The organism is Mesorhizobium sp. M0145, from assembly GCF_040322355.1.
Lineage (GTDB): Bacteria > Pseudomonadota > Alphaproteobacteria > Rhizobiales > Rhizobiaceae > Mesorhizobium.
Genome location: NZ_JAMYTK010000006.1, coordinates 212,691 through 233,919, shown reverse-complemented (window position 1 = coordinate 233,919; position 21,229 = coordinate 212,691). Strand labels below are relative to the sequence as shown.

The following is a 21,229-nucleotide window of genomic DNA, read 5'->3' as shown; positions in this document are numbered from 1 at the left end:
CGGGCAGTGGCTTCTTCACTGCGACTTCGCCTTGACGGCCGCGAACACCTCGTCGGACTGCTTCTTGAAAGTGGCGAGATCGACCTGGCTGCCGTTGAGCATCGTCGACCAGTGGCGCACGATCGCCGCCATCGCCACCGCCTCCTTGATCTCCTCGTCGCTGGCGCCATTGAGCTTGGCCGCCTGCGTGTGGAAATAGATGCAGTACTGGCAGGGGATCTGCGAGGCGACGGCGAGGCCCATCAATTCCTTGGTCTTGCCGTCGAGCGCGGTGTTTGGGTTGAGCTGCACGCCCTTGATCTCGGCCCAGGCGCCGGCAACGGCGACGTCCGGCAGCGTCTTGAACATGTCCGGTACCGAGCCGAGCGTTGCCTGGATGTCCTTGTAGGCAGCCGTCGCCGAGGCGTCTTCGGCCTTGGCAGGAACGATCGCCAACAGCGCGCCAACGCCTGCCGCCAGCACCAGTGATTTGAGTGTCGACTTCAGCATTTTATTCCTCCCTTCGCAGCGCCTTTCCCGGCGATATCCGCCTGGCCTGCATGGGACGAAGTGATAGCGCTTACGCATGCCCGGCCGCTTCGCCCGAAAGCGCCATGGCTCCTATGGCCCGTGCGGGCCAGCGTGCCGGGCCGAGAACGCCGCCGCCGCCGCCCGCGACGGCAGGTCCAGCTTGAGCAGAATATTGGCTACGTGGCGCTTGACGGTGTGTTCGCTCAGCCCGAGTTCGGCGGCGATCGCGGCATTGCTCTTGCCATCGGCGATGAGGTTCACCACCTCGCTTTCGCGTGCCGTCAGTGCGGCCGGCTCGGCAGCCTTGGCCTTCGGCCGGCAGGCCGGCTCCAGATGCTGTTCCGAGGTCGCCTGCACCAGCGCCAGCGGCTCATCCAGCTCGTCAAGCGCGATGCGCCCGGCGTCATTGAAATGAAGGCCTGAACCGGCGGCGAGGTCGGCGACCAGCCGCGAAGCGAGGATGTCGCCGCGCCCGGCATGCGCGGCAAGCTGCATCGTCACGCGCGCCGTCAACCCCGTCGGCGGCCCACGCAACTCGACCTCGCCGACATGCACGCCCTGCGCGCTGGCGACGCCGATCTCCTGCGCCGCATCGCGCAGCGCCGCCGCACAGCGTACGGCCCGCGCCGGGCCGTCGAAGCGCGCCATCATCAGCTCGCCATTCGTGCCGGCCGGGCGGCCGCCATGGCGCCCGACCAGCAGCCGCCATGTTTCCTGAAAACGCTGGCTGCGCTCGCTCCACATGCGGTCGCCAAGCCGCGCCGTGTCGTAGATCCGGGTGACCAGCAGTGCAGCCAGCACGCGCTCGGCCTCGGCAACGGCGCGCGCTCCGGTCAGGAACTCCTCGATCAGATCGGCCACCCGGTCGACATCGCCGGTCCAGATCGGGTGATCGCGCCCGGGCACCTCGACCAGCCGCGAATTCGGGATCTTCCTTGCCAGGAAGCGGCTGGCCTCCGGGTCGACGCGCGCATCGTTGCGGCGATGGACCAGCAGCGTCGGTGCGCTGATCGCCGCCAGCACGCCGCGCACGTCGATAGCTGCATTCATGCGGGCCAGGGCGATTGCCGCGGTCGGGCTCGCCGACAGCCGCTCGAAGCGCGCCCACCATGTGGCGAAACGCGGATCGTCGACGCGGCCGGGTGCGAAATGCGGCAGGGTGGCGCCGGTGCCCCATGCGGTCTCCGCCGTCGCGATGAACGCCTCCAGGCGTTCCGGCGGCATCACCCATTTGTGGAAATGCGAATAGCCGCCATAAAGCGCCAGCGCCCGCGTCCGCTCCGGGTAGGTGGCGGCGAACAGCATTGCCATCGGCGCGCCTTCCGAAGCGCCGAGCAAGGCGGCGCGGCCGCTGCCGGTCGCATCCATCACCGCGCGCACATCGTCCATGCGGGTTTCGAGGCTGGGCAGATGGTGGGCATCGACGCGATCGGACAGACCGGTGCCGCGCTTGTCGAACAGGATCAGCCGTGAGAACGCGGAAAGCCGCTTCAACAGCCGGGTGTAGCCCTCGTCTTCCCAGTGCAGGTCGAGATTGGAAATGAAACCCGGCACGAAGACGAGATCGAGCGATCCCTGGCCGACCACCTGATAGGCGATCCGCACGTCGCCACTGAGCGCGTATCGAGTTTCGATCGGCCTCACTAGGTTTGTCCGCCCGACCCGACGAATTCTTGTCGCCGATCATAGCAGAGGCGCGCAGCTTGCGGCAGATGAAACTTTAGAGAGCGTGAATGTGGGCCCGCGGCGCCTACTTCTGTGACGCGGCGGTCGTCTCGGTGTTCGCTCCGCCAGCGCTGAAACCTGCGCCCTCCGGCGCGCCAGGCCGCTTGATGTGTGGCGCGGCCGCGACGACAAGCTCGTTGAACCCTTCGCCGCCGCTGTCCAGCATCTCGAACAATTGCCGGCGCATCCTCGGCTCCCAGAACTTGTTGATGTGCTCGGCGACGCCGGCAATGCCTTGCTCGCGCGGCTTTGAGTGGAAAAAGGCGGCGATCTGGTTGGCCATGCGAACCAGCTTTTCGCTGGTGCTCATGAGGTGGCCCTCGTCATGCGACATGCTTGGCAACTCCGGAAACCACTCGGTCAGGATGGGTAAAAATATCGAAATCGTCGCCGCGCACCAGCGCCACCAGCGTCATGCCGGCATCGTCCGCGGTGCGGATGGCAAGTGCGGTCGGCGCCGAGACGGCAATGATGACGGCCGAGCCGATCGCCGCGGTCTTCTGCACCATCTCGACCGAAACGCGCGACGTGACGACGACGGCCCCCGACCTGCCGTCGATACCGGCTTTGGCCAGCGCGCCAGCCAGCTTGTCCAGCGCGTTGTGGCGGCCGACATCCTCACGCGCCATGACGATGCCCTTGCCGGGGAGGTAAAAACCGGCGGCGTGGACGGCACCGGTCTCGCCGTGCAGCGGCTGCAGCTTCGACAAAAGCTTGACCGAGCGGACGATGTCATTGGCCTGAAGTGTAAGTTGCGACGCACCGACCGGGTTTACCGAGCGCATCGCCTCCTCGATCGATTCGATGCCGCACAGCCCGCAGCCGACCGGCCCAGCCAGCCTGCGCCGCCGCGCTTCGAAGCGGGTGTTGGCCTGGTCCTTCAGCCGGATCTGCATGTCGATGCCGGCACCGTGATCCTCGACCTCGATCGCTTCGATTTCGTCCGGCGAGGCAATGATGCCTTCGGTCAGCGAGAAGCCGAGCGCGAAATCCTCGAAATCAGCCGGGCTTGCCATCATCACCGCATGCGTGGTGCCGGCAAAGGAGAACGCCACCGGCGTCTCTTCCGGCACCATGCGGTTGGCGGCCGCAGTGCCGCCGGCGCGGCGCGCGAGGCGCGAGATCTGTGTGACAGCACGACGTTTGGGCATCACGCGGCACCCCCCTCTGGCCTGCCCTCTTTGTCATCATTTGGCATCTCCCCCTCAAGGGGGGAGATCGGCAGTTCAGGCGTCGCGGCGCACCTTTCGACATTGGTGATTGGCGAAAGTCGAGATGACATCCAATCTCCCCCCCTGAGGGGGAGATGGCCGGCAGGCCAGAGGGGGGTACTCCGGCACGAAACCAAAACCGCTACTCCGCTGCTTGCAGCGGGGCGATGCGGCGGCTTTGCTTTGCCTGCTCGTCATAGTCGCGCTGCCATTCCGACGGGCCGTTGGATGCACCCACCTGCACCGCGGTCACCTTGTATTCCGGGCAGTTGGTCGCCCAGTCGGAGAAGTCGGTGGTGATGACGTTAGCCTGGGTGTCGGGATGGTGGAAGGTCGTATAGACGACGCCCGGCGACACCCGCTCGGTGATCAGCGCGCGCAGCGTCGTCTCGCCGGAGCGGCTGGTCAGCCGCACCCAGTCGCCGTCGCGCAGGCCGCGATTTTCGGCATCGTGCGGATGGATCTCCAGCCGGTCCTCGCTATGCCAGACCACATTGTCGGTGCGCCGGGTCTGCGCGCCGACATTGTATTGCGACAGGATGCGGCCGGTGGTCAGCAGCAGCGGGAAGCGCGGTCCGGTCCTTTCGTCGGTCGCGACGTATTCGGTGCGGATGAACTTGCCCTTGCCGCGCACGAAGCCGCCGATATGCATGATCGGCGTGCCTTCCGGCGACTTCTCGTTGCAGGGCCACTGCACCGAGCCCACCCGGTCGAGAAGGTCGAAGGAAACGCCGGCGAAACTTGGTGTTGTCTTGGCGATCTCGTCCATGATCTGGGACGGATGCGTGTAGTTCCAGCCGAGGCCGAGCGCCTTGGCGAGCTCCTGCGTCGTTTCCCAGTCGGCATAGCCGCATTTCGGCTCCATCACCTTGCGCACCATGTTGATGCGGCGCTCGGCATTGGTGAAGGTGCCGTCCTTCTCGAGGAACGTCGAGCCGGGCAGGAACACATGCGCGTAGTTGGCCGTCTCGTTGAGGAAGAGGTCGTGCACGACGACGCATTCCATCGCGGCGAGACCGGCGGCGACATGCTTGGTGTCGGGGTCCGACTGCAGGATGTCCTCGCCCTGCACATAGAGCCCCTTGAACGAGCCGTCGACGGCCGCATCCAGCATATTGGGGATGCGCAGGCCGGGCTCGTCGTCGAGCTTGACGCCCCACAGGCTCTCATAGATGGCGCGCACCGCGTCGCCTGAAATGTGGCGATAGCCGGGAAGCTCGTGCGGGAACGAGCCCATGTCGCAGGAGCCCTGCACATTGTTCTGGCCGCGCAGCGGGTTCACGCCGACGCCCGGCCGGCCGATATTGCCGGTCGCCATGGCGAGGTTGGCAATGGCGATGACGGTGGTCGAGCCCTGGCTGTGCTCGGTCACGCCGAGGCCGTAATAGATCGCGCCGTTACCGCCGCGGGCGTAGAGCCGCGCCGCGCCGCGTATGTCGTCGGGATCGACATTTGCAAGCTGGCCGACCACTTCCGGGCTATTTTCCGGCAGCGCCACGAACGATGCCCAGTCCTGGAACTCGTCCCAGTCGCAGCGCTCGCGGATGAACGCCTCGTCGAACAGGCCCTCGGTGACGATGACATGGGCAAGTGCGGTCAGCATGGCGACGTTGGTGCCCGGCTTCAGCGGCAGATGGAACTGCGCCTCGACGTGGGCCGAGCGCACGATGTCGGTGCGGCGCGGATCGAGCACGATCAGCTTGGCGCCCTCGCGCATGCGCTTTTTCATGCGCGAGGCGAACACCGGATGCGCATCGGTCGGATTGGCGCCGATCAGCAGGATCACGTCCGTCTGCTCGATCGAATCGAAGTCCTGCGTGCCGGCGGAGGTGCCGAAGGTCTGGCCGAGACCATAGCCGGTCGGCGAATGGCAGACGCGGGCGCAGGTATCGACATTGTTGTTGCGGAAGCCCTGCCGGACAAGCTTCTGGACGAGGTAGGTCTCCTCGTTGGTGCAGCGCGAGGAGGTGATGCCGCCGATCGAGGTGCGGCCGTACTGGTACTGGATGCGGCGGAATTCATTCGCCGTATGGGTGAGCGCCTCTTCCCACGACACTTCGCGCCACGGATCGCTGACCTTCTCGCGGATCATTGGTTTCAGGATACGGTCCTTGTGCGTCGCGTAGCCATAGGCGAAGCGGCCCTTGACGCAGGAGTGGCCGTGGTTGGCCTTGCCTGCCTTGTAGGGCATCATGCGGATGACCTCGTCGCCCTTGACCTCGGCCTTGAACGAACAGCCGACGCCGCAATAGGCGCAGGTGGTGACGGTCGAGCGCTCGGGCAGGCCTTTCGCCAGCACGGTCTTTTCCCTCAGCGCATCGGTCGGGCAGGCCTGCACGCAGGCCCCGCACGACACGCATTCGGAATCGACGAACGCCTCGTGCATGCCGGCCGAGACCCTAGATTCGAAGCCGCGGCCCTCGATGGTCAGCGCGAACGTGCCCTGCACCTCCTCACAGGCGCGCACGCAGCGCGAGCAGACGATGCACTGCGTCGGATCGTAGGTGAAATAGGGGTTCGATTCATCGCGGGCGATGTAATCGATGGTCAGCGAGCCATGGCCGGGCGCCACGCCGTTTTCCTGCTTGACGTGGTTGCGGCCGTCCACGCCATAGCGGTTCTCGGTCAGGCCGACCGTCCTGACGACCTTGTCGAACTCGCTGGCGCCAGTGCCGGCCTTCTCGCCCCACGCCGCCGGATGGTCGGAGACGTAGAGTTCCATCACGCCGCGGCGAATGGCGTCTAGCCGGTCGCTCTGCGTATGCACGACCATGCCTTCGCCGACCGGCGTCGTGCACGAGGCCGGCGTGCCGCCGCGCCCGTCGATCTCGACGAGGCAGACCCGGCAGGAGCCGAACGAGTCCAGCATGTCGGTGGCGCACAGTTTCGGGATTTCGACGCCGGCTTCCATCGAAGCGCGCATGATCGAGGTCCCCGCCGGCACCGTCACCGACTTGCCGTCGACCGTCAGCGTTACCTTTTGTTCCGCTTCAGAGGCGGGTGTGCCGTAGTCGATTTCCTGGACCAGCGATTTGATGTCGAATGCCGCGTTCATGCCTGTCCGCTCCTATTCCGCTGCTTCGGCGACCGGCGTCGGCCGAAAGTCGTCCGGGAAATGGTTGAGTGCACTCATCACTGGATATGGGGTGAAGCCGCCGAGAGCGCAAAGCGAGCCGAACTTCATCGTGTTGCAAAGGTCGGTGACCAGCGCGATCTGCTTTTCCGGTTCGACGTTCTGGGCGAGCCGGTCCAGCACCTCGACACCGCGCGTCGAGCCGATGCGGCACGGCGTGCATTTGCCGCAGCTCTCGATGGCGCAGAATTCCATGGCAAAGCGTGCCTGCTTCAGCATGTCGGCGCTGTCGTCGAAAACGACGATGCCGGCATGGCCGATCAGCCCGTCCTTGGCGGCAAACGCTTCGTAGTCGAACGGCGTGTCGAACAGGGCGCGCGGGAAATAGGCGCCGAGCGGGCCACCCACCTGCACCGCTTTGACCGGGCGTCCCGTCGCCGTGCCGCCGCCGATATCGTCGACGATCTCGCCCAGCGTCATGCCGAACGCCGCCTCGTAGAGACCGGGATACTTGACGTTGCCGGCAATCTGGATCGGGATGGTGCCGCGTGAACGGCCCATGCCGAAATCCTTGTAGAAGGCGGCGCCCTTGTCCATGATCACCGGCACCGAGGCCAGCGAGATGACGTTGTTGATCACTGTCGGCTTGCCGAACAGGCCCTTGTGCGCCGGCAGCGGCGGCTTGGCCCGCACCTGTCCGCGCTTGCCTTCGAGGCTGTCGAGCAGGGCGGTTTCCTCGCCGCAAACATAGGCGCCGGCGCCGACGCGCACTTCCATGTCGAATGAATTGGCCGAGCCGAGCACATTGACGCCGAGCACGCCGGCCTTGCGGGCGATCTCGACGGCCTTCTGCATAACCGCCACCGCGTGCGGATATTCGGAGCGGATATAGATAAAGCCCTTGGTCGCGCCGGTGGCGATGCCGGCGATCGCCATGCCTTCGATCAGCACGAAGGGGTCGCCTTCCATGATCATGCGGTCGGCGAACGTGCCGGAATCGCCTTCATCGGCATTGCAGACGATGTATTTGCGGTCGGCCGACGTATCGAGCACAGTTTTCCATTTGATGCCGGTCGGGAAGCCGGCGCCGCCACGACCGCGCAGCCCGGACTCGGTCACCTGCTTGACGACCTCGGCCGGCGTCATCGCCACTGCATTCTGCAGGCCCTTCAGCCCGCCATGCGCCTTGTAGTGATCGAGCGACAGCGGATCGGTGACGCCGCAGCGCGCAAAGGTCAGCCGCGTCTGCCTGGCAAGGAACGGGATCTTGTCCGGTGCGCCCAGCCAGCGCTTGTGGTGGCCGCCGGTGAGGAAGCCGCAGTCGAACAGGCTTTTGACGTCGGAGGGCTTCACCGGCCCATAGGCGACGCGGCCATTAGCTGTTGCCACTTCGACCATCGGCTCGAGGAAATAGGCGCCGCGCGAGCCGTTGCGCACGATCTTGGCCTCAATGCCGCGCTCGGCCAGTTCCGCCCGAATCGCCTTGGCGACCTTTTCCGCGCCGAGCGCCAGCGCGCCGGAATCGCCGGGAATATAGATACGCGGGATCATGAGCGCACCTCGGCAACGATCTCGTTGAGCTTTTCGTCGTCGAGCCGACCGATCACCTCCCCGTCCAGCATCGCCGACGGTGAGCAGGCGCAAAGGCCGAGGCAATAGACCGGCTCCAGCGTCACCGAACCGTCACGGGTTGTCTCGTGGAAGCCGATGCCCAGCAATGATTTGAGCTTGGCGGCGATCGCATCCGAACCCATCGATTGGCAGGCTTCCGCCTGGCAGAGCTTCAGCACATGGCGGCCAGCCGGCTGGCTGCGATAATCGTGATAGAAGGTCACGACGCCGTGCACCTCGGCCCTGGAGATGTTCAGCGCCTCGGCGATGACCGGAAGCGCGTCCTGCGGCACATAACCGAACTCTTCCTGGATGCCGTGCAGGATCGGCAGCAGCGGGCCTTCGAGGCCTTCCAGCTCGTGGATGATCGCCGCGGTGCGCGATGCGATCTCGGTACTTGCAGGCTGCATCGTCATGCAGCGCCCTCCCTGGTCGTGGCGGTCTTCCGCTAAGTGCTTAGGAAATCAGAGGAAACCCGCTAAATCAATAAAGCCGATCCGTTGCTCGATAGAAATCTTCTATCGATCGCGTTCACCAGCATTGTCTATCCTAACGGCGGCCGTGGAAATCGTCCGCCAGCGCCATTGCCTCGTCCAACAGCGCCGAGACCAGCGGCGTGTGCGGTTCGCGCCGCGCCGCCACCAGCCCGACCGTGTGGCTTGCGTCGGGCTCGACGATCGGGATCGCCCGGATCGGCTCGGAAAAACCGAAGGTTTCCGAGAGGTTAAGCGGCATGATCGACGACCATTTGCCGGTGCGGATATGCGAAAACAGCACGATCATCGAGTTGGATTCCAATGTCGGCCGCACCTGCACGCCGGCTTCGGCCAGATGCTGGTCGATGATGCGGCGGTTCTGCATGTCGGGCGTCAGCAGGCAGAGCGGCAGCTGACTGAGTTCCGCCCATGTCACTTTGTCGCGGTCGAAATAGGGGTTCCCGACAGCGGTGATCAGTTGGTAGCGCTCGTCGTAGAGCGGCACGCTGGTGACGCGTCCGAGCGGTTCGTTGTCGAGATAGGTGATACCGGCGTCGATGTCGAAATTGCCGAGCAGCGACAGCACCTCGATCGAGGTGCGCGACAGCACCGAGAAGGTGACGCCGGGATGCTTTGCCCGAAACGGCGTCGTCAGTCGCGCCACCATGGCCAGCGCCGTCGGGATCGCGGCGATGCGGATGCGCCCTGACAGGCCGTGGCGTGCCGCCCGCATCTCCTCGCGCATGGTCCTGCTGTCGCCGACGATGCGGCGCGCCCACACCAACACCTGCTTGCCTTCCGGCGTCAATCCCTGGAAGCGCGAGCCGCGCAGCACCAGCATCACGCCGAGCTGGCCTTCCAGCTGCTTGATGCCGGCCGAAAGCGTCGGTTGGGTGACGCCGCACACCTCCGCCGCCCGGCCGAAATGTTCTTCCCTGGCAAGTGCTATGAAGAATTCCAGCTTATCGATCATGCCGTCGGGAGCCTGTCACGGACGCTGTGTCCGATTGTAGCGCGCAACGTCGTGGAAATCGCCTTCGGCCGCAAGCCGCCTGTCTAAATCGTCCGCATCCACATCTTTCAGCCGGCTTACTGTTTCCCGCGATGGAATGCGGCGCTATGTGAATGAGACGGGGTCGTGGACTGGACACGACGGGAGACCGAACATGCTGGGCTGGTTCCGCAAGCTTTTGCCGCGCGAAGATCGCTTCTTCGACCTGTTCGAGCGGCATTCCCGCACCGTGGTCGGTGGCGCCGAGGCACTGCAGCAGCTTTTGCAGGGCAACGACATCGACCGCTGGTGTCAGACGATCATCGATCTCGAGGACGAAGCCGATCAGATCACCGCGGAAGTGCTGCTGGCCGTGCGCCGCTCCTTCATCACGCCCTTCGACCGCGGCGACATCAAGGACCTGATCCAGTCGATGGATGATGCCATCGACATGATGCACAAGACCGTCAAGACGGTAAAGCTGTTCGAAAAGAAGGAATTCGACCCGCTGATGCAGGAAATGGGGGGCGTCATCGTCGAGGCCGCCAAGTTGGTGGCCGAGGCGATCCCGCTTCTCGGCAAGGTCGGGGCGCATACGGTGCGCCTCAACGCCATCGCCGAGGAAGTCATGCGCGCCGAAGGCCGGGCCGACGACCTGCACGAACAGGGCCTGAAGGACCTGTTCAAGCGGCACGGCCGCAGCGATCCTATGGCCTATCTGATCGGCAGCGAGATCTACGGCCAGCTGGAAAAGGTGGTCGACCGCTTCGAGGACGTCGCCAACGAAATCAGCGGCATCGTCATCGAGAACGTATAGTGGAAGCCGCGATAGCCTTTCCGGTGCTGGTCGGCCTTGTCGTCGTCGCGCTGTTCTTCGATTTCCTCAACGGCCTGCACGATGCCGCCAACTCTATCGCCACCATCGTCTCCACCCGGGTGCTGCGGCCGCATTATGCGGTGTTCTGGGCGGCCTTCTTCAATTTCATCGCCTTCATGTTCTTCGGTCTCCACGTAGCGGAGACGCTCGGAACCGGCATCATCGACGCCAGCATCGTCACGCCGGCAGTGGTCTTCGCAGCACTTGTCGGCGCCATCGTCTGGAATATCGTCACCTGGCTCGTCGGAATTCCGTCCAGCAGCTCGCACGCTCTGATCGGCGGTTTGGTCGGCGCCGGCGTTGCCAAGGCAGGCACCGGTGCCATCGTCTGGACCGGGTTGGGCAAAACGACGGCGGCCATCGTGCTATCGCCGGCGGCAGGCTTTCTGCTGGCGCTTGTCTTGATCCTCGCGGTCTCCTGGCTGTTGGTGCGGCAGACGCCGTTCGCCGTCGACAGCACCTTCCGCGTCATGCAGTTCTTTTCCGCCTCGCTCTATTCGCTCGGCCATGGCGGCAACGACGCGCAGAAGACTATGGGCATCATCGCCGTGCTGCTCTATTCGCAAGGCATGCTCGGCGCGAATTTTTACGTGCCGCTTTGGGTCGTCATCACCTGTCAGTCGGCGCTGGCGCTGGGCACGTTGCTCGGCGGCTGGCGCATCGTCCACACGATGGGCTCGAAGATCACCCGGCTGAACCCGATGCAGGGTTTCTGCGCCGAGACCGGCGGAGCGATCACCCTGTTCGCCGCCACCTGGCTCGGTATTCCTGTATCGACCACGCACACGATCACCGGCGCCATCATCGGCGTCGGCGCCGCCCGCCGCGTCTCCGCCGTTCGCTGGGGCATTGCCGGTAACATCGTGGTGGCATGGATCGTCACCCTGCCGGCAACCGCGGCGATCGCGGCTCTCACCTACCTCGCGGTCGGCCTGGCATGGTGACAGCACCGTAGCACTGCGCGGCAGGCGATGCGCCGTATCTACCTATCCACAAGGTTCAGGATGTTGCCGTCCGGATCCTTGAACCATGCGACCTTCATGCCCTGACCGACATGAACATCGCCCTCCAGCGTCAGGCCTGGCATGTCGTAATGCTCGAAGGTCACGCCCTTCGATTTCAATGCCTCAACGATCTTGCCGAGTTCGTCGCCGACCGTCCATGTCACAGCCGTCGCCTTGTTGGTCCCAGCGAAGTTCGAACGGTAGACGTTGATGCTGGTGTCGCCGCTTTTATAGACGATCAGTTCGCCACCTTCATTGTGCACCTCTTTCAGGCCAAGGACCCCTTCGTAGAATGCCTTGGCCTTGGCCAGGTCCTTCACGGCGAGATTGGCCGTCGCGTTGCTGTTTGCGAGCATGATTCGTCTCCTTCCCTGGCTGTCATTCCATGCTCATGAAATAGGCTGCGTTGACGATTTGGCGACGGCTGCTCCCACTGGAAATGCCGTCATATGCTCGCTGCCTCCCCGATACGCCGCTGCAATTGGTGGTCCATCGCTTGGTTCTGTTCCGGAACTGCATTATCTGGAGCGGAAAAGTAGAGGAAAAACTCATGCCCGCCGCCAATGAAAACGTGACCAAGGAAATCGTTATCGAGCGCCTGAAGACGGTCAATGGGCCGGATTTCACCGGCAATATCGTCGACCTCGGCCTGGTTTCCGAGATTTTCATTGCCGATGCCAAGGTGTTCTTTTCGATCACCGTTCCCGCTGCCCGTGCCCAGGAGATGGAACCGCTGCGTGCGGCGGCCGAACGTGTCGTCAAGGCGATCCCCGGTGTTGCCGGCGCCGTGGTCGCGCTGACGGCGGAAAAGAAGGGTGGCGGCATGGAGGCGCCGGTTCCGCAAAGACCGGCTCAGAGGCCCGCTCCGCCGGCCGCACCTGCGCGTCCCGCGCCGCAGGCGCCCGCCTCGCACAGCCAGGGCAAGCGCGGCGTACCCGGCATCGAAGCGATCATCGCCGTCGCTTCCGGCAAGGGCGGCGTCGGCAAGTCGACCACCGCCGTCAATATCGCCCTTGGGCTTGCCGCCAACGGGCTGCGGGTCGGGGTGCTCGATGCCGACATTTATGGCCCTTCCATGCCGCGTCTGCTCAACATTCGTGGCAGGCCTCAGACCGTCGACGGCAAGATCCTGAAGCCGATGCAGAATTATGGCCTCAAGGTCATGTCGATGGGCTTCCTCGTCGATGAGGAGACGCCGATGATCTGGCGCGGGCCGATGGTGATGTCGGCATTGACGCAGATGCTGCGCGAGGTCGAATGGGGACCGCTTGATGTGCTCGTCGTCGACATGCCGCCCGGCACCGGCGATGCCCAGCTGACCATGGCCCAACAGGTGCCGCTGGCCGGCGCCGTCATCGTCTCGACGCCACAGGACCTGGCCCTGATCGATGCGCGCAAAGGCCTCAACATGTTCAGAAAGGTCGACGTGCCGCTATTGGGTATCGTCGAAAACATGAGCTATTTTCTCGCCCCCGATACGGGAAAACGCTACGACATCTTCGGCCATGGCGGCGCCCGCCGCGAGGCCGAGCGTCTCGGCGTCACCTTCCTTGGCGAAGTGCCGCTCGAGATGGGCATCCGCGAAAGCTCCGATGCCGGCACGCCAGTGGTGGTCTCCAAGCCGGATGGCGCTGAGGCGAAAATCTATCGCGACATCGCCGCCAAGGTCTGGGACCGCGTCAATGAAGAGCGCGGCGCGGCCGAGGCTGCAGTGCCGAGCATCGTGTTCGAGTGATGCGGATGTCCCTCCCCAAGTGGGCCCCTTGAGGGGGAGGGTGGCCGGAAGGGTCAGGTAGGGTCCGCGGCGACGCGCTCCAACTTTTCCGGGATAGCGGGCTGACAAACCACGATCCCGTCTAGCGCGGAGGCAGATGTATGTCTTTCGTACCAAAGAGCGGATTCGGATGGCGCGTGCCCCTTGCCTGCTCCCGCGCGTTGTCATATCGATTTGTCATACAAATACGGAGACCACGATGGCAGGCGCCCCCACCCACAAGAAAAAATTTCGCTCGCAGGAGTGGTTCGACAATCCCGACAATCCGGGCATGACGGCACTCTATCTGGAGCGCTACCTGAATTACGGGCTGACGCGGGCCGAACTGATGTCCGGCAAGCCGCTGATCGGCATCGCCCAGACCGGCTCCGACCTGTCGCCCTGCAACCGCCATCACATCGAACTGGCCAAGCGCGTGCGCGAAGGCATCGTCTCGATGGGTGGCATCCCTTTCGAGTTCCCTTGCCACCCGATCCAGGAGACCGGCAAGCGGCCGACTGCTGCACTTGACCGCAACCTTGCCTATCTCAGCCTGGTAGAGGTGCTCTACGGCTATCCGCTCGACGGCGTGGTGCTCACCATCGGCTGCGACAAGACGACGCCGGCCATGCTGATGGCCGCGGCCACCGTCAACATTCCGGCTATCGCGCTTTCGGTCGGCCCGATGCTCAACGGCTGGCACAAGGGCAAGCGCACCGGCTCCGGCACCATCGTCTGGGAATCGCGCCAGCGCCTGTCGGCCGGCGAGATTGGCTATGACGAGTTCATGGATATCGTTGCCTCCTCGGCGCCGTCGACCGGCTATTGCAACACGATGGGTACCGCCACCACGATGAATTCGCTGGCCGAGGCGCTCGGCATGCAATTGCCGGGCTCGGCCGCTATCCCCGCCCCCTATCGCGAGCGCGGCCAGATCGCCTACGAGACCGGAAAGCGCATCGTCGACATGGTGCATGAGGATCTGAAGCCCTCCGACATCATGACCCGTAAGGCCTTCGAGAACGCCATCGTCGTCAACTCGGCGATCGGCGGCTCGACCAATGCGCCGATCCACCTCAACGCCATCGCCCGCCATCTCGGCGTTTCGCTCGACAATGACGATTGGCAGAAGGTCGGCCTCAACATACCGCTCATCGTCAATCTGCAGCCGACGGGCGAATATCTCGGCGAGGACTATCACCATGCCGGCGGCGTGCCGGCCGTGGTCGCCGAACTGATGAAGGGCGGCCTGCTGCCCTATCCGGAAGCCATGACAGCTAACGGCAAGACCATCGGCGACAATTGCAGCGGCGCCGTCAACGAGAACCTCGACGTCATCCGCACGGTTGCCGAGCCGCTGAAAGCCAATGCCGGCTTCATCAATCTCAAGGGCAATCTGTTCGATTCGGCGATCATGAAGACCAGCGGCATCTCGCCCGAATTCCGCGAGCGCTATCTGTCGAACCCGAAGGACCCCGAAGCCTTCGAGGGCAACGCCATGGTCTTCGACGGCCCCGAGGACTATCACGCCCGCATCGACGACCCGGCACAGGGAATTGACGAGCACACCATCCTGTTCATGCGCGGCGCCGGCCCGATCGGCTATCCCGGCGGCGCCGAAGTCGTCAACATGCAGCCGCCTGCCTATCTGATCAAAAAGGGCATCCACGCGCTGGCCTGTATCGGCGACGGTCGCCAGTCGGGCACGTCGGGCTCGCCGTCGATCCTCAACGCCTCGCCGGAAGCCGCCATCGGCGGCGGCCTGGCGCTGCTGAAGACCGGCGACCGCGTCCGCATCGACCTGCGCAAGGGCACCGCCGACATCCTCGTTAGCGACGACGAGATCACGCGCCGCCGCGCCGAGCTGCAAAACAATGGCGGCTATCAGTATCCGAAGCACCAGACGCCCTGGCAGGAAATCCAGCGCGGCATGGTCGACCAGTTTTCCGAAGGCATGGTGCTGAAGCCGGCGGTGAAATACCAGGATGTGGCTCATACAAGCGGCGTGCCGAGGGACAATCATTGACCAGGGTCCGTCGCACGAGCCAGCCGCCGGTGCAGGCAATTTGCCGAGGTCAGCGCCAGGAGGGGTAGGGGTGGGGGTACATCGTAGAGCGAAAGCCTCGGCTTTCCACTTGCGATAGCCTGCCGTTAATGGGCAGAAATGCCCGGCACAGGGTTGGACGCGGTCATTTGTCAACAGCGATTGCTCCCGCGAGAACGGCAATGCTTGACAAGCGGGCGTGACAAATCCACGATCATCGCAAGGGGTGCATCGCGACGACCCCGTGAGGCGTCAGCCCAACGTTCGCGTCCAAGCTTCTCTTTCAAGGAGGTGGACGCCATGCCGTCAACAACCGCTATCACTGTATCGCAACTGTCCCGTCTGATTGGGCTGCCGGGTGCACCCGCAATCATCGACGTCCGCATCGATGATGACTACAACGCCGATCCGCGCCTGCTGCCGGGGTCGGATCGTCGTGATTTCAGGAGTGTCTCGAACTGGGCTGCCGACTTCGCCGGCAGGCAAGTGACAGTTGTCTGCCAACAGGGAAAAAAGCTCTCGCAAGGCGTGGCCGCATGGCTACGGCAGGAGGGCGTTGCCGCCGAATCGCTCGATGGCGGGTTTGAAGCGTGGCGCGATGCCAAGGGCCTTCTCGTTCACGCCGACAAGATACCGCCCGCCGATGCCAAGGGCCGCACCGTTTGGGTGACGCGTACGCGCCCGAAGGTCGACCGCATCGCCTGCCCCTGGCTGATCCGGCGCTTCATCGATCCTCACGCGGTCTTTCTCTTCGTCGAGCCGGCCGAAGTGGCGGCCGTCGCCGATCGTTTTCAGGCCATCCCTTTCGACATCGAGAACGTGTTCTGGAGCCACCGCGGCGAACGCTGCACCTTCGACACCATGATCGAGGAGTTCGGGCTCAAATCCGAAGCGCTCGATCGCCTGGCCACGATCATACGCGCTGCCGATACTGCGAGCCTCGATCTTGTTCCACAGGCGGCCGGGTTCCTGGCCGCCTCGCTTGGCCTGTCACGGATGTTTCGCGACGATCTGGAGCAGCTCGAGGCCGGCATGCTCCTTTACGATGCGTTTTTCCGCTGGTGCCGCGATGCCACCGAGGAGACGCATAACTGGCCGGTCGCCGGCGCAGTCAGTCTCGGCGCAGGCAAACCATCGTGAGCGCCGTCCTTTCGAAAAAGCCGGCGGAGATCCAGGAGCCCGCTGTGCCGAGCTTCCGGCAGGCCGTGAAGGTCTGGGCGAAAATCGGCGTGCTCAGCTTTGGCGGCCCGGCCGGGCAGATCGCGCTCATGCACAAGGAACTGGTCGAGGAACGGCGCTGGATCGGCGAACAGCGCTTTCTGCATGCGTTGAACTACTGCATGCTGCTCCCTGGCCCCGAGGCCCAGCAACTCGCCATCTATATCGGCTGGTTGCTGCACAAAACGGCCGGCGGCCTTGTTGCTGGCATTCTCTTCGTCGTGCCGGGCGCGCTTGTCATGCTCGTCCTGAGCAGCCTCTATGCGCTCTATGGCGATGTACCGCTCGTCGCGGCGCTGTTTTTCGGGGTCAAGGCGACCGTGCTCGCCATTGTCATCGAGGCGGTGATCCGGATCGGCAGACGCGCGCTGAAAAACCCGGTCATGGTGTCGATCGCACTCGCCGCCTTCATCGCCATCTACGCGTTGAACGTGCCGTTTCCGCTGATCGTGCTGCTTGCCGGGCTGGCAGGCTGGATCGGCAACCGTAGTGCGCCGGCAGTTTTTTCCGGCGCCTCGCATGGCAAGGGCGATGTTCCCGACATAAAGGGCGTGGTCGATCTGATGTTCGAGCGCGGTGAACTGACCCACGTCAGGCCGACACGATGGCACGCGCCGCGCACTTTGGCGATCTGGCTGCCGATCTGGCTGGGGCCTGTTCTGCTGGTCTGGGCTTTCGCCGGCCCTGCCAGCGTTTGGACTCAAATCGGTGGCTTCTTCAGTGTCATGGCGGTCGTCACCTTCGGCGGCGCCTACGCAGCCCTTGCCTATGTCGCGCAGGCAGCGGTCGAGTACTTCGGCTGGCTGGCACCCGGTGAAATGGTCGACGGCCTCGGACTTGCCGAAACCACGCCGGGTCCGCTCATCCTGGTCTTGCAGTTCGTCGGCTTCGTTGCCGCGTTCCGCCAGCCGGGCTTGCTGGCGCCGCTACTTGCCGGACTGTTTGGCGGGCTGTTCACGCTGTGGGCGACCTTTACCCCATGTTTCCTATGGATATTCCTTGGGGCGCCTTACATCGAAGCGCTGCGCGGCAACAAGGCGCTGTCGGCGGCGCTCGGTGCGATCACCGCCGCCGTCGTCGGCGTCATCATGAATCTCGCTCTATGGTTCGGCTTGCACGTCATCTTCGGCGAAGTGCGCAATGTCGGGCTTGGAATGGACGTGCCGGTGCTTTCATCGATAGACTGGCGCGCGGCGCTGCTTTCCTGTGCCTCGATGATCGCCATTCTGAAGCTGAAGATCGGTATGCTGCCGACGCTTGCCGGATCGGCGCTGGCCGGTGTCTTGTTGCTGGCGGCGAGCGGGTAACGCTCAGCCGCCCATTCTGCCGCGCGGCAGCTTGATCATATCGCCGAAGCGGGCGCGCAATTTGTCGTCGACCGGCTTTGGCACATGGCGCGGGAAGCGTTCGGCAAGCACGCGTTTCTTCTCGATGATCGCCCGCTGCAGGATATCGGGCCTGCCTTTCTCATTCCATTCCTTCGGCGAAAAGCGGTCGCCGACGGCCGGATAGAAATATTCGGTCTGCATCAGCCGCAGCGTCTGCTCGTTGCCGAGATAATGGCCCGGGCCCTTCAGGCAGACATCGGCAATCGTGTCGATCGACAGCGACTCGTCCGTCACTTCGATGCCGCGCACGCAGCGCAGGCAGTGGCCGAGCATGTCGTTGTCGATGATCAGGCTCTCAAGGCAAAAGCCGAGCAGCGAGGCGTGCATGCCGGCCGATTCGTAAACCAGGTTGAGGCCGGCAAGACCGGCCATCACGTCGGTTATGCCCTTTTCGTAGCCGGACTGAATATCAGGCAGTTTCGAATCTGTCATGCCGGCGGCCGAACCGCCCGGCAGGTCGTAAAATTGCGCCATCTGCGCGCAGGCCGCGGTCAGCACCGCCTGCTCGGCCGAACCGCCCGACATGGCGCCGGTCCGGAGATCCGAGACAAACGGCCAGGTACCGAAAATCGCCGGATGGCCTGGCTTGATGGCGTTGACGTAGATGAGGCCGACGAGGACTTCGGCGACCGCCTGCACCACGGCGCCGGCAATCGCCGCCGGTGCCGTCGCACCCGCCTGTCCTGCCGACAGCAGCAGGATCGGAATGCCGCCCTCGACGCAGGCTTCGAGAACGCCACAGGCGTCCTCGGCAAACTTCATCGGCGGCACGACGAAGCAGTTCGAATTGGAGACGAAAGGCCGCGCGCGAAAATTCTCTTCGCCGCCCGCGATCGCATAGAGCATGTCGAGCGCCGGCTTGACGTTCTCACGCACGGTAAACGAGGTGCCGACATGCTTCGACGTGCCCATGACGCAGGCGTAGAGCGTGTTGAAATCCATATCGAGCGGGTCGGGAATGTCGCGCGGCACCATCGGCCGCTGGAAGAAATGGATGTTGTCGAGCCCTTCGACCAGGCGCGCGGCATCGTAAATGTCCTGCAGCAGCGACTCGCGATACTCACGCTTTTCGACATCGACAAGATGCACCGCAGCACCGGCCGTGCCGTAGTGCACACGCTTGCCCTGGATCACCATGTCGTGCTTCGGATCCTGGCCGTGGAGGGTGAAATGCCGCGCCGCGTTCTTGATGGTGTCGAGCACAAGGCCGCGAGGAAAGCGCAGGCGGCCGTCCTCACTGAAGGTCGCGCCGGCTTTGGTCAGCGCCTCGATGCAGGAGGGGATGGCGTTGGCGAAGCCGACCGTCTCCAGAAGGGTAAGCACGGCCTCGTGGATACGTTCGCAATCGCTGCCGCTGAGCGGGCTGTAGCTTCCGCCTTCGAGGCCGGCACGCACCGGCTTGACGTCGTCGGCAAGCGGTGCCGCCCGCATGGCGCGGCGCGCCTCGCGCCCGCCGGACCGCCGCGAACGCTGGTCTGCGGACACGTCCTGCTTCTCATGGGCCATTGGCATGAAGGCACTCCAACTTTAGCTGCGGAGCGGGCGCGGCGGTTGGTCCACCATCGGCCTGCTTCGTCCCCTCTATACAGCGACTATGCCGCCGGCATTGGCACAGCCTATGTGCCAGCCGGTCCCGTCGCATATGCCAAGGAGCTAAAGAACCGGAGCCGCACTACATGCGCCAGGCTCCGGTCGGGGAAGGGAGATCAGGCCGCTGCCGGCCTGCGTCCAGCTGCCGTCGCCAGTTCGCGGATGCCGGGTTCGATGTGCTGCAACGCGATCGAGGAAATGCCCAAGCGCATGAAACGCGATGGCTTTTCGGTGCGGTCGAAGAAGCGGTCGCCAGGCTCGATGATGACGCTCCGTGAGGCCGCGGCCTCCGCCAGCCCGCGCGAATCGGTGCCGCGCGGCCCCTCGAGCCAGAGCGACGTGCCGCCGGCCGAATCGGTCGAGCGCCACTCCGGCAGGAAGGCGGAAATCGCATGGACCAGACGCTTGCGCCTCTCGTCGAAGGCGCTCGACAGCCGCCGCACCAGCGCCTCGTGATGGCCGAGCGACAGGAACAATGCGACGGCGCGCTGGTTGTTCGCCGGCGGATGGCGCAGCATGAAGCGGCGTAGCGCCCGAAGCTCGGAGATCAGCCCGGCCGAGGCGACGATGTAGCCGAGCCTGAGGCCGGGAGCCAGCGTCTTCGACATCGAGCCGACATAGACGACGCGGCCGGAGCGATCGAGGCTCTTCAGCGCCTGCTGCGGCGCCTCGTCCAGGAGCTGGCTGTCATATCCGTCCTCGATGATGATCTGGTTGTGCCGGTTGGCGCGCGCCAAAAGCTCCTGCCGCCGCTCTGCCGACAGCGGCACCATGGTCGGGCAATGGTGGCTGGGCGTGACGAAGACGAAGCCGGAATCATTGGGAATGGCCGAGGTTACGATGCCGGAGTGGTCGACCGGAACCGGCTGGATCTCGGCGCCGGCCAGCCGGAAGATCGAACGTGCATCGGGATAGCCCGGGTCCTCCATCGCCACCTTTGAGCCCTTGGTCATCAACAGCGTCGCCAGCATGTAAAGCGCGTTCTGCGCGCCCAACGTCACGATGATCTCGTCCGGATTGGCGAAGATGCCGCGTCGCGGCAGCAGCCGTGCCTGGATCTGCTCGATCAGGAGCGGATCGTCGCGGTCGACCATGTCGGATGCCCAGTTGCGGATTTCGAGCACCGCCAACGCCATGCGGTTGCACTCGCGCCATTCGGCGGTCGGGAACAGCGCCGGGTCGAATTGGCCATAGACGAAGGGGTATGACGACTTGATCCAGTTGTCGTGCTTGGCCGGCGGCGGCATGTCGCTCGCCGCGATCTGCCGACGCGCCTTCCAGTCGATCTCGTTGGCCTGGTCGGGCGCCTTCTGATGCGGCTTGGCCGGCGTCGCCAGCACTTCGGGATTGACGAAATGGCCGCGGCGCTCGCGCGCCACCAGGAAGCCCTGATCGACCAGCTGCTGGAAGGCCAGCACCACGGTGCCGCGCGCCACGCCGAGTTTTTCGGCAAGAATCCGGCAGGACGGAAGCGGCATGGAAGCCGCGATCTGCCGGTCGAGGATGGCGGCGACGATCGCCTGGCGGATCTGCGCCTGCAGGGTCTGACCGGATTCCGCCGAAATCCGGAACAGGCCGGACCATATGGCCGTGTCGTTTCGCTGTGGCATGGGAGATGTTCCTCGATGGCCAGCTTTTTTCACTTGGCTGGACCAGTCGAATGTACCGGTGGCACAAGGTGTTGCGCCAATCAATTTTTCTGATCGCTGGGATTTATGCCAGTGATCCTTTGAGCCGGCCCACGCTGCGCTGCGGCAT

17 protein-coding genes are annotated in these 21,229 nt (G+C 64.3%); 6 read left to right on the top strand and 11 right to left on the bottom strand.

All coding sequences use genetic code 11. The features are described 5' to 3' along the window. Positions 1–15: 15 nt before the first annotated feature. The 8 genes from NKJ28_RS12990 to NKJ28_RS12955 all read right to left on the bottom strand — a co-directional run bounded on the left by NKJ28_RS12990 (position 16) and on the right by NKJ28_RS12955 (position 9,579). Complete coding sequence (locus NKJ28_RS12990; RefSeq protein WP_352448517.1) at positions 16–489, bottom strand: carboxymuconolactone decarboxylase family protein; 474 nt, start codon at positions 487–489, stop codon at positions 16–18. A 111-nt stretch (positions 490–600) separates the two neighbouring features. Beyond that, a complete protein-coding gene (locus tag NKJ28_RS12985; protein WP_352635844.1) occupies positions 601–2,154 on the bottom strand; it encodes an alpha/beta fold hydrolase in 1,554 nt (517 codons plus the stop codon). 106 nt (positions 2,155–2,260) lie between these two features. Then, entirely contained in the window at positions 2,261–2,569 is a 309-nt protein-coding gene (locus tag NKJ28_RS12980; protein ID WP_352570237.1) for a formate dehydrogenase subunit delta, read from the bottom strand. Further along, positions 2,559–3,386 carry a formate dehydrogenase accessory sulfurtransferase FdhD gene (gene fdhD, locus NKJ28_RS12975; protein WP_502902181.1) on the bottom strand — a complete coding sequence of 276 codons (828 nt, stop codon included), beginning with the start codon at positions 3,384–3,386 and terminating at the stop codon, positions 2,559–2,561. Before fdhD ends, NKJ28_RS12980 begins: the two co-directional genes overlap by 11 nt. 202 nt (positions 3,387–3,588) lie before the next feature. Continuing rightward, positions 3,589–6,501, bottom strand: a complete 2,913-nt coding sequence (gene fdhF / locus NKJ28_RS12970) for a formate dehydrogenase subunit alpha (RefSeq protein ID WP_023676803.1) — start codon at positions 6,499–6,501, stop codon at positions 3,589–3,591. A 12-nt stretch (positions 6,502–6,513) separates the two neighbouring features. Then, positions 6,514–8,070, bottom strand: coding sequence for a formate dehydrogenase beta subunit (locus NKJ28_RS12965; RefSeq protein WP_352635840.1), 1,557 nt, complete (start codon positions 8,068–8,070; stop codon positions 6,514–6,516). After that, a complete protein-coding gene (locus NKJ28_RS12960) occupies positions 8,067–8,546 on the bottom strand; it encodes a formate dehydrogenase subunit gamma (RefSeq protein WP_352623217.1) in 480 nt (159 codons plus the stop codon). Before NKJ28_RS12960 ends, NKJ28_RS12965 begins: the two co-directional genes overlap by 4 nt. Before the next feature lie 133 nt (positions 8,547–8,679). Next, positions 8,680–9,579, bottom strand: coding sequence for a LysR family transcriptional regulator (locus NKJ28_RS12955; protein ID WP_352635838.1), 900 nt, complete (start codon positions 9,577–9,579; stop codon positions 8,680–8,682). Between the two features lie 193 nt (positions 9,580–9,772). Between NKJ28_RS12955 and NKJ28_RS12950 the strand changes: the two genes are divergently transcribed. Beyond that, the gene (locus NKJ28_RS12950; RefSeq protein ID WP_023676807.1) at positions 9,773–10,414 is read left to right on the top strand and encodes a DUF47 domain-containing protein; all 642 of its coding nucleotides are present in this window, start codon (positions 9,773–9,775) and stop codon (positions 10,412–10,414) included. Then, positions 10,414–11,418 (top strand): inorganic phosphate transporter, encoded by a 1,005-nt coding sequence (locus tag NKJ28_RS12945; protein WP_352635836.1) that lies wholly within the window; start codon positions 10,414–10,416, stop codon positions 11,416–11,418. Before NKJ28_RS12950 ends, NKJ28_RS12945 begins: the two co-directional genes overlap by 1 nt. 38 nt (positions 11,419–11,456) lie before the next feature. Here NKJ28_RS12945 and NKJ28_RS12940 read toward each other — a convergent pair whose 3' ends face one another. Then, complete coding sequence (locus NKJ28_RS12940; RefSeq protein ID WP_023676809.1) at positions 11,457–11,834, bottom strand: VOC family protein; 378 nt, start codon at positions 11,832–11,834, stop codon at positions 11,457–11,459. 194 nt (positions 11,835–12,028) lie between these two features. Here NKJ28_RS12940 and NKJ28_RS12935 point away from each other — a divergent pair, with 194 nt between their 5' ends. From NKJ28_RS12935 to chrA, 4 genes are all read left to right on the top strand, one after another. Continuing rightward, the gene (locus tag NKJ28_RS12935) at positions 12,029–13,213 is read left to right on the top strand and encodes an Mrp/NBP35 family ATP-binding protein (RefSeq protein WP_352577477.1); all 1,185 of its coding nucleotides are present in this window, start codon (positions 12,029–12,031) and stop codon (positions 13,211–13,213) included. A gap of 238 nt (positions 13,214–13,451) precedes the next feature. Continuing rightward, entirely contained in the window at positions 13,452–15,257 is a 1,806-nt protein-coding gene (locus NKJ28_RS12930) for an IlvD/Edd family dehydratase (RefSeq protein WP_352614507.1), read from the top strand. Positions 15,258–15,575: 318 nt separating this feature from the next. Then, a complete protein-coding gene (locus NKJ28_RS12925; protein WP_352591232.1) occupies positions 15,576–16,415 on the top strand; it encodes a chromate resistance protein ChrB domain-containing protein in 840 nt (279 codons plus the stop codon). Then, positions 16,412–17,800 carry a chromate efflux transporter gene (gene chrA / locus NKJ28_RS12920; protein WP_352635833.1) on the top strand — a complete coding sequence of 463 codons (1,389 nt, stop codon included), beginning with the start codon at positions 16,412–16,414 and terminating at the stop codon, positions 17,798–17,800. The genes NKJ28_RS12925 and chrA overlap by 4 nt, the downstream gene beginning before the upstream one ends. 3 nt (positions 17,801–17,803) lie before the next feature. Here the strand turns inward: chrA and NKJ28_RS12915 are convergent, their stop codons facing one another. Further along, positions 17,804–19,393 carry a trimethylamine methyltransferase family protein gene (locus NKJ28_RS12915; protein WP_352455053.1) on the bottom strand — a complete coding sequence of 530 codons (1,590 nt, stop codon included), beginning with the start codon at positions 19,391–19,393 and terminating at the stop codon, positions 17,804–17,806. A gap of 194 nt (positions 19,394–19,587) precedes the next feature. After that, complete coding sequence (pdxR, locus tag NKJ28_RS12910; protein ID WP_023676815.1) at positions 19,588–21,081, bottom strand: MocR-like pyridoxine biosynthesis transcription factor PdxR; 1,494 nt, start codon at positions 21,079–21,081, stop codon at positions 19,588–19,590. Between the last annotated feature and the right edge of the window lie 148 nt (positions 21,082–21,229).